This window comes from Proteus mirabilis HI4320 (assembly GCF_000069965.1).
GTDB classification, from domain to species: Bacteria; Pseudomonadota; Gammaproteobacteria; order Enterobacterales; family Enterobacteriaceae; genus Proteus; species Proteus mirabilis.
Genome location: NC_010554.1, coordinates 1,952,002 through 1,965,499, shown reverse-complemented (window position 1 = coordinate 1,965,499; position 13,498 = coordinate 1,952,002). Strand labels below are relative to the sequence as shown.

Annotated in this window: 9 protein-coding genes and 9 tRNA genes; 12 read left to right on the top strand and 6 right to left on the bottom strand. The window is 37.3% G+C overall.

Features of this window, described 5'->3' with window-relative positions; all coding sequences use genetic code 11:
* Nucleotides 1–71: 71 nt before the first annotated feature.
* Entirely contained in the window at nt 72–1,025 is a 954-nt protein-coding gene (gene cysK / locus PMI_RS09015; protein WP_004248422.1) for a cysteine synthase A, read from the bottom strand.
* A gap of 148 nt (nt 1,026–1,173) precedes the next feature.
* Nucleotides 1,174–1,944 (bottom strand): sulfate transporter CysZ, encoded by a 771-nt coding sequence (gene cysZ, locus PMI_RS09010; protein WP_004243796.1) that lies wholly within the window; start codon nt 1,942–1,944, stop codon nt 1,174–1,176.
* Between the two features lie 222 nt (nt 1,945–2,166).
* Between cysZ and zipA the strand changes: the two genes are divergently transcribed.
* From zipA to PMI_RS08985, 4 genes are all read left to right on the top strand, one after another.
* Nucleotides 2,167–3,222, top strand: coding sequence for a cell division protein ZipA (gene zipA / locus PMI_RS09005; protein WP_012368119.1), 1,056 nt, complete (start codon nt 2,167–2,169; stop codon nt 3,220–3,222).
* A gap of 174 nt (nt 3,223–3,396) precedes the next feature.
* On the top strand, nt 3,397–5,424 hold the full coding sequence (ligA, locus tag PMI_RS08995) for an NAD-dependent DNA ligase LigA (protein ID WP_004248419.1): 2,028 nt from the start codon (nt 3,397–3,399) through the stop codon (nt 5,422–5,424).
* A gap of 228 nt (nt 5,425–5,652) precedes the next feature.
* Nucleotides 5,653–6,837, top strand: coding sequence for a NupC/NupG family nucleoside CNT transporter (locus tag PMI_RS08990; RefSeq protein WP_004248418.1), 1,185 nt, complete (start codon nt 5,653–5,655; stop codon nt 6,835–6,837).
* Nucleotides 6,838–7,000: 163 nt separating this feature from the next.
* The gene (locus PMI_RS08985; RefSeq protein WP_012368118.1) at nt 7,001–7,222 is read left to right on the top strand and encodes a DUF3820 family protein; all 222 of its coding nucleotides are present in this window, start codon (nt 7,001–7,003) and stop codon (nt 7,220–7,222) included.
* On the opposite strand, the gene PMI_RS08980 is transcribed toward PMI_RS08985, so the two are convergent.
* Entirely contained in the window at nt 7,219–7,659 is a 441-nt protein-coding gene (locus PMI_RS08980; RefSeq protein WP_004248417.1) for a MarR family winged helix-turn-helix transcriptional regulator, read from the bottom strand. The two genes, PMI_RS08985 and PMI_RS08980, sit on opposite strands and share 4 nt — an antisense overlap.
* Nucleotides 7,660–7,815: 156 nt before the next feature.
* Between PMI_RS08980 and PMI_RS08975 the strand changes: the two genes are divergently transcribed.
* Nucleotides 7,816–8,568, top strand: a complete 753-nt coding sequence (locus PMI_RS08975) for an SDR family NAD(P)-dependent oxidoreductase (protein ID WP_012368117.1) — start codon at nt 7,816–7,818, stop codon at nt 8,566–8,568.
* 94 nt (nt 8,569–8,662) lie between these two features.
* Here PMI_RS08975 and PMI_RS08970 read toward each other — a convergent pair.
* The 3 genes from PMI_RS08970 to gltX form a co-directional block, all read right to left on the bottom strand.
* A tRNA-Ala gene (locus PMI_RS08970) sits at nt 8,663–8,738 on the bottom strand.
* A gap of 26 nt (nt 8,739–8,764) precedes the next feature.
* Nucleotides 8,765–8,840 (bottom strand) — tRNA-Ala (locus tag PMI_RS08965).
* A 158-nt stretch (nt 8,841–8,998) separates the two neighbouring features.
* Nucleotides 8,999–10,417 carry a glutamate--tRNA ligase gene (gene gltX, locus PMI_RS08960; RefSeq protein WP_012368116.1) on the bottom strand — a complete coding sequence of 473 codons (1,419 nt, stop codon included), beginning with the start codon at nt 10,415–10,417 and terminating at the stop codon, nt 8,999–9,001.
* Between the two features lie 348 nt (nt 10,418–10,765).
* Here gltX and PMI_RS08955 point away from each other — a divergent pair.
* From PMI_RS08955 to PMI_RS08925, 7 genes are all read left to right on the top strand, one after another.
* Nucleotides 10,766–10,841: transfer RNA gene (locus PMI_RS08955), tRNA-Val, on the top strand.
* 39 nt (nt 10,842–10,880) lie between these two features.
* Nucleotides 10,881–10,956 (top strand) — tRNA-Val (locus PMI_RS08950).
* A gap of 43 nt (nt 10,957–10,999) precedes the next feature.
* Nucleotides 11,000–11,075 (top strand) — tRNA-Val (locus tag PMI_RS08945).
* Between the two features lie 41 nt (nt 11,076–11,116).
* Nucleotides 11,117–11,192 (top strand) — tRNA-Lys (locus PMI_RS08940).
* 38 nt (nt 11,193–11,230) lie between these two features.
* Nucleotides 11,231–11,306 (top strand) — tRNA-Lys (locus PMI_RS08935).
* 40 nt (nt 11,307–11,346) lie between these two features.
* Nucleotides 11,347–11,422, top strand: a tRNA-Lys gene (locus PMI_RS08930).
* Between the two features lie 14 nt (nt 11,423–11,436).
* Nucleotides 11,437–11,512, top strand: a tRNA-Val gene (locus PMI_RS08925).
* The last annotated feature ends 1,986 nt before the right edge of the window (nt 11,513–13,498 follow it).

Below are 13,498 nucleotides of genomic sequence, written 5' to 3'. Positions count from 1 at the left end.
GATCTCTACCACAAAAAAAGCACCCTGAAGGTGCTTTTTTAATAAAAATTTTACATTTTAGGTGACGCGATTTAGCTGTCAGAGATATCAGCAAAAAGTGGGGTGCTGAGATAACGTTCACCTGAAGAAGGTAAAATCACTACGATTTCTTTATTAGCAAATTCTGGCTCTTTAGCTAATTTCACTGCAGCCGCAATTGCCGCACCGGATGAAATACCCGCTAAAATACCTTCTTTGGTCATAACGTCACGAGCTGTTTCAAATGCTTCTTCGTTAGTAATTTGGATCACGCGATCTAATAGTGATAACTCTAAGTTTTCAGGGATAAAACCTGCACCAATACCTTGGATTTTATGTGGACCAGGCTTAATTTCTTCACCTGCTAATGCTTGGCTAATAACAGGAGAATCTTTAGGTTCTACCGCAACCATGGTGACAGCTTTACCTTGAGTATTTTTCAAATAGCGACCAATACCCGTGATGGTACCACCCGTTCCGACACCTGCGATAACTACATCAACTTTGCCATCAGTGTCATTCCAAATTTCAGGGCCTGTGGTTTTCTCATGAATTTCTGGGTTTGCTGGATTACTAAATTGTTGTAGTAGAAGGTAACGGCTAGGATCGCTATCACGAATTTCGTTCGCTTTATCAATCGCTCCCTTCATACCTTTAGCGCCCTCAGTTAACACAAGGTTAGCACCTAATGCTTTTAATAATTTACGGCGCTCAATACTCATGGTATCAGGCATAGTCAGTGTCAGCTTATAGCCACGTGCAGCAGCTACATAAGCCAAGGCAATCCCAGTATTACCACTGGTTGGCTCAACTAGCTCTACGCCGGGTTTCAGGATACCTTTTTTTTCTGCATCCCAAATCATATTTGCACCGATACGGCATTTTACACTAAAGCTTGGATTACGAGATTCTACTTTAGCTAAGATATTGCCATTACCGAAATGTTTTAAACGAACTAGGGGGGTATGGCCAATAGTTTGCGAGTTATCTTCGAAAATTTTGCTCATTTTTATCCTCGGTACATGATTTTTTATAAGGTCAGATGAAATTACCATACGCCATCAAGCAAAAGATGGAAATAAGCTTTATGAATATCCTTATAACTTTTTTTACTTTTTATTCCAAAAGATTCTAATCACAATGAAACCAGTGGTATTACCACTGGCCTGCTTGTACATGTTGATGACGATATCGATCACACCACATGGCAGTGGCACCACAAATTGCAACCGGCATAATGACTAGGTTTAAGATTGGGATCATAGTGAAGATATTAATTACCATACCAAATTGTAAATTGTTCCATTTGTCTTTTTTCAGCGTTGATTTCATATTGGCGAAAGAGACTTTATGGTTATCGAATGGAAAGTCGTTATATTGGATTGCCATCATCCAAGCACCAAATATAAACCAAAGAATTGGGGCGATAGTTTGTCCAACAACGGGAACAAAATAGAGCAATAACAATACAATGGCTCTTGGCAAATAATAAACGACCTTGATGATTTCTCGTTTTAAAATACGTGGAATATCTTTTGTAATACCTAATAAGCCGGTATCCGGAGGATTAATACCCGTTATTTGGCCTTCTAATTTTTCCGCTAATAATCCATTAAAAGGCGAAGCGATAATATTGGCTATGGTGCTAAAGAAATAGGTAAAGACCAGCAAAATAAAAATAACTGACAGTGGCCAGATAACATAGCTTAACCACTGTAGCCAATCAGGGACTTTTTCCATCATCCAATTGACCATTTCACCAATCTGGCCATATAACCACCAAAAGGCACTACCGAGAATAATAATATTGGCAAGTAAGGGTAAAATAACAAAACGTTTTAGACCCGGGCGAGTAATTAATCGCCACCCAAGTGCAAAATAGTGAAATCCATTTAAATTTTTGGTCGATTCTGTCAAATTTGTCATACTTCCTATTCTCTCCTATAAGGGCAAGCTAGTATCATATAGAGAGATAATCAGCCTTACTAGTGATAAATTGTCTAAAAAATGCGCATAAGGTATTGAAGAGTGTATCTTTGTGACAAGAAAATTAAGTATTGGCTTGCACTTATAAGCATTGGCAAATACTCTTAGTAAAAGTAATATTCGCCATTGTGGCTATTAAACCTCAAGACAACAGAGATAGAAATGATGCAGCAAAATTTGCGTCTGATATTAATCGTTGTTGGTGCGATTTTAATCATAGCTTTGTTATTACACGGCTTATGGATTGGTCGAAAAGAGCGTTCTAAGCTTTTCCGTAATCGCCCAGTAAAACGTCAGAAACAGAATTATCAGTCAGATGAGAACGATGATGAACCCCAGTATACTGAGGCAAATCATCAGATGTCGTCTTTAACTTCAACGCAGGAGGCTCAAAGTGTGCCACCGGTTAAATCGGAGCCAACACTTGCGCCACAATCCTCAGTTGCAGATAAAGATCCACTTATGTCTGGAACACCAGCACAGGGACATTCTAACGATACTTCATTACAACGAGAGCCTAGTCTTGGTGTTTTTGATGTTATTGAACAAAATAATGACTCTGCGCCTCAGCAAAAACAACCGATACCCGAGGTAGAGGTAAACCATGCTGATGTAAAAGAAGGTGATATTAGTGAGACAAAACTTGCCGATGTAGAGCCAGTGCCAGTATCGTCGAACTCTGTTGCTAGTGATGAAATACATACCACTGATACAGATAGGCCATTGGATGCTGAAACCTCATCTGATGTGAAACAAGCTGAGCAAGCTTTATCCGGAACAGAAGAGCCAAAAGCAGAAGAAGAGCTGGTATTAGTATTAAATGTCAGCGCTCATCATGGTCAAATGCTTGACGGTGAGGTGTTAATGCAGAGCATTATTCAAGCGGGTTTCCAGTTTGGTGCGATGAATATTTTCCATCGACATCTTAACCCGACGGGTAATGGCCCTGTATTGTTTAGTCTTGCCAATATGGTAAAACCGGGTACTTTCAATATTGATACGATGGCTGAATTAACCACGCCTGGCGTATCCATGTTTATGATGGTGCCATCTTATGGTGATGCTAACCAAAACTTTAAATTGATGTTGCAAGCAGCTCAGCGTATTGCCTCTGATGTGGGCGGTGTTGTGCTTGATGAAGAGCGCAAACTGTTAACACCACAAAAAATTGAACTTTATAAATCTAGAATTCGTAGAACACTAGATTTACATCAATAGTCTTTTTATCAAAAGCTCGCTTGCGGTGCTAGGTTGGATAGATTTAAAGAAATCAGGAAAATTAATGACTTGATTTTCGGCTGATAATACAAAGTGGGGAAACTTGGTTTTTCTCACATTGCCAACAACCTCAGCCCCCGCTTGCGGGGGCTTTTCTTTCTTTGGTGATACCTCATGAATCAAAATATTCAACAACAAATTGATGAACTTCGCGTTACACTACGTCACCATGAATATCTCTATCATGTCATGGACGCACCTGAAATTCCTGATGCTGAATACGATCGCTTAATGAATAAGCTAAAAGCATTAGAAGCCGAACATCCTGAACTCATTACCCCAGATTCTCCTACTCAACGGGTAGGGGCATTACCTTTAACGGCTTTTGAGCAAGTTAGACATGAAATTCCAATGCTCTCTTTAGATAATGCTTTTGATGAAACAACCTATTTAGCATTTGATAAACGTTTACGTGAACGTCTGAAAAATAATGAAGAGATCACTTTTTGTTGTGAATTAAAATTAGATGGACTTGCGGTAAGTCTACTGTATGAAAATGGTCGCTTAGTACAAGCTGCAACCCGTGGTGATGGTACCACTGGAGAAAATATTACTGAGAATGTCAGAACCATTAAAGCCATTCCTTTGCGTTTATATGGCGATAATATCCCCGCACGAATTGAAATTCGTGGAGAAGTCTTTATGACTGAAAAAGGGTTTGAGCATTTAAATGAAGAAGCTCGACGCACGGGAGGAAAAGTATTTGCTAATCCTCGTAATGCAGCAGCGGGTTCATTACGTCAGTTAGATCCTCGTATTACAGCCAAGCGCCCTTTGACTTTCTTCTGTTATGGTGTTGGCGTGCTTGAAGGCGGTGAATTACCGACAAGTCATTATGCACGCTTACAGCAATTTAAAAAATGGGGATTACCTGTTAGTGATGCTATTAAATTATGTACCGGAACTAAAGCTGTACTTGATTTTTACCATCATGTAGCAGAAATTCGCCCTAATCTAGGCTTTGATATTGATGGTGTGGTTATCAAAGTAGATGATATAGCTCTACAAGAAGAGTTGGGATTTGTGTCTCGTGCTCCCCGTTGGGCGATTGCTTACAAATTCCAAGCCCAAGAGCAGATGACGGTGATTAAAGATGTTGAATTTCAAGTGGGGCGTACAGGGGCGATTACACCTGTCGCTCGTTTAGATCCCGTACAAGTGGCAGGGGTAATAGTCAGTAATGCCACACTTCATAATGCTGATGAAATTGAACGTTTAGGATTACGTATTGGTGATACGGTGGTTATTCGCCGTGCAGGCGATGTTATTCCTCAGGTTGTGAGTGTGATTGAAGAAAAACGCCCTGAGAATGCACAAGAAATTGTTTTTCCAACCCAATGCCCTATTTGTCAATCTGATATTGAGCGTATAGAAGGTGAGGCTGTTGCCCGCTGCACGGGGGGATTAATTTGTGCAGCGCAACGTAAAGAGGCGCTTAAACATTTCGTTTCTCGTCGTGCGATGGATGTTGACGGCATGGGAGATAAAATTATCGACCAATTGGTTGAAAAAGAGTATGTCAAAACACCGGCTGATTTATTCCGTTTAGATGAAAAGATCTTATCTGGTTTAGAACGTATGGGGGAGAAATCAGCCAAAAAACTGCTTAATGCATTAGAAAAAGCAAAATCAACCACTTTTGCCCGTTTTATCTATGCCCTTGGTATTCGTGAAGTAGGAGAAGCAACGGCCAATGGATTAACCGCTCATTTTGTTTCATTAGAGGCATTACGTGAAGCAAATATTGAAGCCTTAAAGGCAGTTCCTGATGTGGGTGATATTGTTGCAAAGCATGTGGTTAATTTTTTCCAAGAAGAACATAATAAAAATGTGATTGATCAACTTGTTAATGACATTGGCATTACTTGGCCGGCACCGGTTGTGGCTACTCATGAAGCAGGTGATAATCCTTTTGCTGGTAAAACAGTCGTGCTGACAGGCTCTCTTTCTCAATTAACGCGAGATGAAGCAAAAGATAGATTAGTTGCACTTGGTGCAAAAGTGAGTGGTAGTGTTTCGAAAAAGACAGATATGGTCATTGCTGGTGAAGCGGCGGGTTCTAAATTAGCCAAAGCAAATGAATTAGGTATTACTGTTATTGATGAAGACGAAATGATCCGCTTGCTTGATCAATCTAAATAATCGTTTACAATAAACTTAGATGCTATTGAGAGCAGTTCTCAGTAGCATCTTTAATTTAAGCTAAATTCACATTTCGTGTTACTTAAGTTACTCCTAAAGTGTGATCAACCTATCTTATTTAATAAATAGTGTGTATATGGTTTCACTGTATTGTGACAATAATCACATCGTAATGTTACGCGTTACATAAAATGCTCTCCAAGATTTATTTTTATTTTTGGAGCATGCATGTCTTCTATCATTCACTTTGTTTTGGCTCTCGCAGTTATTGGTGCATTAGCATTTATTGCAAGTAATAACCGCAAAGGGATCCGTCTGCGTTATATTGTGCAGTTATTAATTATTGAAATCGCATTGGCATGGTTCTTCCTCAATTCTGATATTGGTGAAGGCTTTGTCCGTGGTTTCGCTGGGCTATTTGATCACTTATTAGGTTATGCCGCACAAGGTACTGAGTTCGTCTTCGGTGGTATGATGAAAGGTGGTCTAGCATTCTTCTTCTTGAATGTATTATGTCCTATCATCTTTATTTCTGCATTAATTGGTATTTTGCAACATATCAAAGTATTGCCTTTCGTGATCCGCATTATCGGTACAGTGCTGTCCAAAGTGAACGGTATGGGGAAACTAGAATCGTTTAATGCGGTTAGCTCCTTAGTACTTGGCCAATCTGAGAACTTTATCGCTTATAAAGATGTATTGGGCAAAATGTCTCAGCGCCGTATGTACACTATGGCGGCGACAGCGATGTCTACGGTATCAATGTCAATTGTTGGTGCTTATATGACTATGCTTGATCCTAAATACGTTGTTGCTGCACTGGTTCTGAATATGTTCAGTACTTTCGTTATCCTATCAGTGATTAACCCATATTCTGTTGAAAATGAAGAAGATATCCAGATGGGGAATCTGCATGAAGGTCAAAGCTTCTTCGAAATGTTAGGTGAATATATCTTAGCTGGTTTCAAAGTTGCTTTAATCGTTGCGGCAATGTTGATTGGTTTTATCGCATTAATTGCTGCGGTAAACGCTATCTTTAGTATGATTTTCGGTATTAGTTTCCAAGATTGCTTAGGTTATGTGTTCTATCCATTAGCATGGGTGATTGGTATACCTGAGCAAGATGCATTACGTGTAGGTAGTGTGATGGCAACTAAATTAGTCTCTAATGAATTCGTCGCGATGGGAAGCTTGCAAGATCTGGCTGCTGAATTAACACCTCGCTCTGTTGGGATCTTATCTGTCTTCTTAGTCTCATTTGCTAACTTCTCTTCTATCGGTATTGTTGCAGGGGCTATTAAAGGTCTGAACGAAATGCAAGGTAATGTGGTTTCTCGTTTTGGTCTTAAATTACTATTTGGTTCTACGCTAGTTAGCTTCTTATCTGCTGCTATCACAGGCCTGTTTGTTTAATCATTGAGATAAGACAGATAGCATGTGAAATAAATAACAATGTAAGATGGATAACTTAGTTATCATGTAACATAAATCAAGCAGTACCCGTCGGTACTGCTTTTTTTATCGTTAAATTACCTTATAATCCTTATCATTCCTTCTCGATAAAGCGATAGAGATCATGCTAGAAAAACAGCATCTTATAGATATAGCCAACACACAAATGCCATTTGGTAAATATAAAGGGCGAATGCTGGTGGATTTACCTGAAGAGTATTTATTGTGGTTTGCCAAGAAAGGCACCTTCCCTGAAGGAAAGCTAGGGCAACTAATGGAAATGACCCTAGCAATTAAAATTGATGGCTTAGAAGGGTTACTAAAACCATTAAAGCAGTCGCATTAATCAGGCTCTGTAGGTAACTTATCCGCTATTAGTGCGTTAATAACTTTATGACTCAATTCAATAAACATAGCTTGTTCTGCAGGTGTTAATTGCGCTTGTAGCTTCTGTGCGTTCTGTTTTCGGCCTAAAGCGGCTCTTGCTAAAAAAGCTTTACCTTCATCTGTTAAATGCGTAATTAATTCACGTTTATCTTTCTTAGAACGATCCTGAGCAATAAAACCTAATGATTTTAATCCTCGCATAAACTTAGATAAATTTTGGCGTGAGATAGCTAAAATTTCACAAAGTTGAGAGGGCGTTAAATCACCGCGTAAACGCAATAATTCTAAAATATCATATTGTCCCCAAGTTACTTGCTCTGGTGTATAACGGGTGCGTTGTGCAACCAGAGTACACTGTAAAAGCGATAGGGCATTTTCTAGCTCAAGTTGCTCCATTAGTACCTACATTTTTCTATCAAATTAATTGAAGTTAATAATAACAGCTCATTTTAGCTGAAGAAAATTTATATTGATTAACTTTAGTTAATCAAATATCCTATTTAACATGATTAACTAAAGTTAATTACTTAAACTAAGTGAACTGAGGTGAATATGAGTTATTTTGAAGGCAAAACGGTGTTAGTGACTGGGGCTGCAACAGGAGTAGGGGAAGGCGTTGCCCAACGATTATATCAAGCGGGTGCAACAGTCTTTATAAGTGGGCGACAATTAGAACAGGTTAAAAAAACCGCTTACACAATCGATCCTACAGGTGAAAAAGTCATAGCATTACAAGCAGATATGACATCACCTGAGCAAGTTAAAAGCATGTTTGAAGCAATATTAGCACAAACAGGCGCATTACATGGATTAGTGAATAATGCAGGTATTACAGGTCCGCATAATACATCGATTGTTGATTATAATATTGATGATTGGAAAGCGGTTATGGATACCGATATTAACGGCGTATTTTACGGATTGAAATATGGTATTCCGGCCTTACTAAGAAGTGGTGGAGGGAGTATCGTTAATTTATCTTCGACAAATGGTATTGTCGGTATTGCCGGTATTTCTGCTTATACTGCAGCCAAACATGCTGTGTTAGGGATCACCCGTTCAGCTGCCTTGGAATTTGCACAGCAAGGTATACGTGTGAATGCAATAGGGCCTGGGTATGTAGACACACCGCGAATGCAACAGTTACCGGATGAAGTTCGTCAATGGATGGCATCAACACATCCGATGAAGAGAATGGCAACGCGAAAAGAAGTGGCTAATATGGTGGCTTTTTTACTTTCAGATGAGAGTAGTTTTTCAACAGGCGCTTTTTATGCGGTAGATGGGGGATATACTGCGCAGTAGTTTTATCTTTGCGGGTAGTGTGAATCACTAATTAAGTGAATACATTGGTGAAAATAAAAAATCCTGAAGATTTCTCTTCAGGATCTTAAGATTCTGGTGGAGCTAAGCGGGATCGAACCGCTGACCTCTTGCATGCCATGCAAGCGCTCTCCCAACTGAGCTATAACCCCACATAATGGATTGTTCAAAAGTATATTGGTGGAGCTAAGCGGGATCGAACCGCTGACCTCTTGCATGCCATGCAAGCGCTCTCCCAGCTGAGCTATAGCCCCAACATACTGGAACGGGCTTGATAATAGGCAACAAGCACAATGCTGTCAATCACTTAATCTCACATTATTTATTGATTGATGAAAAAGAATACAAAAAAAGAGTCGCCGCTTAAAAATAAGTGACGACTCTTCGTTGTGAAATAAGATAATCAGCTCAATTAAGCTTGATTTTCTCTGTCAGTAATAAAATCTAATGCTTTATTAATACGAGCGATGCTACGAGCTTTACCAATAGCATGAACAGTAACATCTAGTGCAGGAGATTGGCCCGCACCTGTGACAGCAACACGTAGAGGCATACCGACTTTACCCATACCAACTTCTAATTCTTCAGCGGTTTCTTGGATTGCTTTATGTACATTTTCCGCTGTCCAATCAGTAATTGCTGATAATTTATCACGAACTACTTCTAATGGTTGACGAGCGACAGGACGTAAGTGTTTTTTCGCCGCGGTTTCTTCGAAACTATCAAAGTCAACATAAAAGTAGTGACAACTTTCCGCCATCTCTTTTAATGTTTTGCAACGCTCGCCGAGTAATTTAATCAATTCAACCAGTGATGGGCCATTACTAGTATCAATATTTTGTTGTTTGATATGCCAATCTAGGTGTACGGCTACTTGTTCAGCAGGTAAGGTATTAATATAGTGATGGTTTAACCAAAGTAATTTGTCAGTATTAAATGCACTTGCTGATTTACTAATAGCTTCTAAAGTGAAATCTTTAATCATTTCATCGATGCTAAAGATCTCTTGGTCGCCATGAGACCAACCTAAACGTACTAAGTAATTTAATAACGCTTCTGGTAAATAACCGTCATCACGATATTGCATTACACTTACTGCGTTATAGCGTTTAGATAATTTTTTACCATCATCACCTAAGATCATGGATACGTGTGCATATTCAGGTACTGGAGCACCAAGTGCTTTTAATATATTGATCTGACGTGGGGTATTGTTGATATGATCTTCACCACGAATAACGTGTGTAATTTCCATATCCCAGTCATCAATCACTACACAGAAATTATAGGTAGGCGAACCATCAGTACGACGGATAATTAAGTCATCAAGCTCTTGGTTACTAAACTCAATCGGGCCACGAATTTTGTCATTAAAAATCACAGATCCTTCTTGAGGATTTAAAAAACGAACTACATGAGGTTCATCTGGGGTATGGTTGTGATCACCGTGACGGCAACAACCATCGTAGCGAGGTTTCTCACCTTTCGCCATTTGATCTTCACGTAGTTTCTCTAAACGTTCTTTAGAACAATAACAACGATAAGCAGTACCAGCTGCTAACATTTGATCGATAACTTGATTATAACGATCAAAGCGTTTGGTTTGATAGTAAGGACCTTCATCCCAGTTTAGATTTAACCAATTCATACCGTCCATAATTGCATCAATGGCAGGTTGAGTAGAACGTTCTAAATCGGTGTCTTCAATACGCAGTACAAACTCACCCTTGTTGTGACGGCTAAATAACCAGGAATACAGTGCAGTACGAGCACCACCAACATGTAGATAGCCTGTAGGACTTGGTGCAAAACGGGTTTTTATTTTACTCATTGAGATTGCCTTAGTACGTTTTACTTATATTCTTTCTTATATAAGGAGCCAAAAATAGAAGATAAGTAACCGTGATTATCAAAAAAACGAAATTGTTGCTTTATTTTATCACTGGATGCTAATTCCTCAATGGCATTAAGCTTTTAACCTGCAGAAAAATTTCAAATAGGTTATTTTTTGTTTGACGAAGTAACAACAACGGATTATTTTGGTTAATTGCTGTGTCAGTTATGGTGCTAAAAAAAGCATCTTGACTAAAAATAAAACGAACGATCATTTTTACGATAAAAAACCGATAAAAATCGTTGACTCATAGCGCAGTATCCCTATAATGCACCCCATCACGACGGGCGGTTAGCTCAGTTGGTAGAGCATCTCCCTTACAAGGAGGAGGTCGTTGGTTCGAGCCCAATACCGCCCACCATTATTATTCGTTGTGATAGTTGTATTATTTAATGTAATTGGGCGGTTAGCTCAGTTGGTAGAGCATCTCCCTTACAAGGAGGAGGTCGTTGGTTCGAGCCCAATACCGCCCACCAATTACATTAAAGCGTGGTAATGAGAATTTAGTCATTATGAAGTGGGCGGTTAGCTCAGTTGGTAGAGCATCTCCCTTACAAGGAGGAGGTCGTTGGTTCGAGCCCAATACCGCCCACCACTTCATCCGGTTATTTTACGCAATATCACACAGTTAGGTATGGGTCGTTAGCTCAGTCGGTAGAGCAGTTGACTTTTAATCAATTGGTCGGGCGTTCGAGTCGCCCACGACCCACCATTCCTAAATATACAACAAAGAGTAGTGAACATTGTGATGGGTCGTTAGCTCAGTCGGTAGAGCAGTTGACTTTTAATCAATTGGTCGGGCGTTCGAGTCGCCCACGACCCACCATTCACAATACTACCTCAAGTTTTACGTAAAATTATTAAATGGGTCGTTAGCTCAGTCGGTAGAGCAGTTGACTTTTAATCAATTGGTCGGGCGTTCGAGTCGCCCACGACCCACCATTTAATAATTAAGCGGGCGGTTAGCTCAGTTGGTAGAGCATCTCCCTTACAAGGAGGAGGTCGTTGGTTCGAGCCCAATACCGCCCACCACTTCTTTTTATATCATTCGATAAAAATTCTTTTATTATTCCTTATCCTTATCCTTATCCTTATCCTTATCCTTATCCTTATCCTTATCCTTATCCTTATCCTTATCCTTATCCTTATCCTTATCCTTATCCTTATCTATTATCCTTATCTATTATCCATAGCGCTCATTTTGTATTCAGGTCTGTTACTAGACTACATCGACCTATCTATCTATCTATCTGTCTATCTGTCTATCTGTCTATCTATCTGTCTACTTGGTGGTTTTATATCGAGCTGTGATCCCTGTTCTGTTCTCCTATTTATCGGTCTGAATTATTTTTGTGCTATCAGGGGTTGATTACCGACTTATTTACCCTACTAGTAGTGTTAAAAATATTGATGATGAAATGATTATTTAAAAGGATTAGCAAAATTACTGAGAGAAATAGCTAAGATGATACTTTTATTGAGTGCACATAGGTTATTTAATTGCTTATAAGATAGTTTAAAAATAGCAACGTCAAGGATATTCATTTTTTATCGCCTTGATATAGATAAGATTTTTAAATTAATTTTAAAAAAAAAGTATTTTTTTATTATTAGTTAATTATACGTATTATGGTTTTTATATGGGTTAAAATAAAAATAATTCAAAATTATCCTTTACAGTAAACACCCTTAATATTTTTATGTGGTTAGTAACCAAATTATCTTTTTAATTAAAAATTATTATGTGTTTTTTCTGAAATATCGTTTTTTTTGGTGCTATTTTTTGAACAAAATTTTTATATTAATTTGTTGATTTTAAACGTTTATTTTAATTGTTGATTTTTATCAAGTCGCTATCCTTATGAATTCAAAAGAAAATGATCTATGCCAATAAACGACATTTTCATTTGTTTAGATGTTGTCTTAAAGGGGGAAATTCCTTTTTTACACGAAAAAAGAGAAAATTGTGTATATAGCAGAAAGATAAATTATATAAAAATATTAATGTTTGCAGAGAGGCAAAAATACACTTTATAAGAAATAAGTATTTACACTTAGGATTAAAGGATTATCTAATTTTGAATTTTTAACAAAATGAGATCATTGTTAAATGGTCATTTAACAGCTTAATATAGCAAATATTTACCCTAAGTTACAATAACTGATAAGAAGTTCTTTTGTTTAAATATGTGGTTTGCGGAAGGTGGCAAAAAGCTATGCTGGCATGTTTTTAGTAGAACATTAGATGTTCTATAAATTAAGAAATGTATTATAACCATATGATATAAAATAGTTTTTATCATTTATTCTTCTTTTTATGGTCTTTTTCTATTTGGATTATCTTTAATAAGAGAACAAGAAAAAATATAAATAAATAATAATCCATAACGGAAATTATAATTCAAATTATAGTAAATAATAATTGGAAATTTATTTAAATTTAATAAGTACTCTAACGCTAAGTGTTTATGCTTATATAAATTAATTAACAAATGTTTAAAATTAGATTGAGTTCTATTACTTTATGAAAATTATGTAACTAATTGTTTCTATTGGTTTTAATCTGTGTCATTTTGTATTAATTAGAATTTATTGAGATTGCTCAATATTTTTTGTAAAAATGTAAAAAATGTTCTATTAACGAGGTTAATTCACAAATTTAAATAAATTAGACTGAAATTTATTGATTATTTTTTTGTCAATTTGATATATTTATTCGTAAATTATTGCATTAATAGAATATAAATCTAATACATGAGTAATTCTAAAGATAAAAAAAGACTATATTTATATTTAATATATTATAACCTATTGATTAATATTGGATTTGTGACTTCTCCTAGGTATTAATAACTAGTGAGAGTAAAGGTGTTAGTTATTATTGTCATTTTTTGACTGGTTGAAAGTGTTTAAATGCGTAGTATATTATTTACATATGATAAGTGTTGTTATGAATTGTAATACTCTTATCAAGTCAAAATATTATTTTAATAAAATTAAAAAAGGTGCCCATGATAT